This window comes from Psychrobacter sp. FME6, assembly GCF_014861365.1.
In the GTDB taxonomy this organism is placed as follows: domain Bacteria; phylum Pseudomonadota; class Gammaproteobacteria; order Pseudomonadales; family Moraxellaceae; genus Psychrobacter.
The window spans coordinates 1-1404 of record NZ_RRYW01000192.1 but is presented as its reverse complement, the minus strand read 5'-3'; the positions used below and the strand labels follow the sequence as shown (position 1 = coordinate 1404).

The window sequence follows — 1404 nt, the reverse complement described above, 5'->3', positions numbered from 1 at the left end:
GGGTTGTGACTTTAGACAAGTCTCTGATAATGAGATACAGGACATTGAGAATAAACTAAACAACAGACCAAGAAAACGCTTAGGGTTTAAAACGCCCAATCAGGTGTTGTATAATATAATTTAGCGTTGCACTTGGTGTGTTAATCTAAGTAAGATAAAACACTTACACTCGTTCCTTTATTATTCTGATTTTTAGAAATGATCTGACATACAATGCTGTGTTGATGCTTTAGGTGTTTTGTCTTTTTATTGGCCACGAAAGATTGTAAGTAATAGGCATGGTTAGTTATAAATGACAGGCACAAAAAAAGAGAGCATAGGCTCTCTTTTTTTTACTACAGTGTACTTATTGTATGAACAATAAAATTACTGAGCTTCTTCTTCAACGACAACAACGTCGTCAGCTGCATCAACAGCAGGTGTTTCGCTAGCTACGTCAACGCTAGTAGTGTCGCCGTCTACAGGAACTTCAGCGTCGATTTCGTCAGTAGCAGTAGCAACTTGTGCATCAGCGATGTCAGCTTCAGCGTCAGCAACAGCAGCTTCTGCATCAGCAGGAACAACTTCGCCTTCAGCAGCAGCGTCGTCTAGATTTTCTTGTGCGTCTTGCACTTCTTCTTGTGCGTCAGATAAATCTTCAGCAGCGTTTTCTTTGTTGCTGTCACAGGCAGTTAGGCCCATAGATGCAGTCATGATACCAGCTAGAGCAAGTAATTTAAGATTCATAATGTTTTCTCCAGAAAAATGAAATGAGCAGTAGCAGCAACAAAGGTTGAAATCCGATTCATCTCAGAAGTCAACTAGTCTCAGTTACAGCTACTCAGCTTCCACGCATTCTATATGTTTTCATTCTAAATGGAAATAGGCCGTACAATTAAGTAACAATAAAACTCTACCTAAGGTTTTAACTGCTTTAGTTATTATAACTATTAATACAAGATTTCAAATTAATCGACGTATAATCAATAATATCCGTCTATTCTGAAAGGCTTTTCTAAGCCTACATTTTGTGCTAATTTTTGCTAATTTACTGTGTCTTGTGGGCGAAATGACTGGTTAATTGGCCAACCAATATGATGCTAGGGCATGTCCTAGTAGAAATAAACTATTAGAAAAAAACAAGCTATTAGGAAGGACGCTATTTGGAAAGACGCTATTAGCATCGGTGAACACAGTATAATTTATGAGAGCTTGTCTTTAATAAACTTGGTAAAAGCGTTAAATCAAAGGATTGAACTAAAAGTTATAAAACCATTAATACCAATAACAATCAACACAAATCATAGTATTGATCGTATATTTGAGGAATAAAATTATGGGTGGTGTGTCAGAAAGTATGCTGAAGAAATAAAGGAGGGTGACAGCCAAAGCAAGATGATATATTTGAGGTTATGAAGACACAAA

Annotated in this window: 1 protein-coding gene and 1 pseudogene; one reads left to right on the top strand and one right to left on the bottom strand. The window is 36.9% G+C overall.

All coding sequences use genetic code 11. From position 1 onward, the window contains the following. Positions 1–124: pseudogene (locus tag EI162_RS14735) on the top strand (IS30 family transposase); the annotation flags it as partial. Between the two features lie 242 nt (positions 125–366). Here the strand turns inward: EI162_RS14735 and EI162_RS14150 are convergent. Beyond that, positions 367–726, bottom strand: a complete 360-nt coding sequence (locus EI162_RS14150; RefSeq protein WP_192524936.1) for a hypothetical protein — start codon at positions 724–726, stop codon at positions 367–369. Positions 727–1404: the final 678 nt, after the last annotated feature.

Bases quoted from the DNA above. Each gene is read 5' to 3' on its own strand.
- EI162_RS14150 (WP_192524936.1), bottom strand. From the start codon at position 726: ATGAATCTTAAATTACTTGCTCTAGCTGGTATCATGACTGCATCTATG.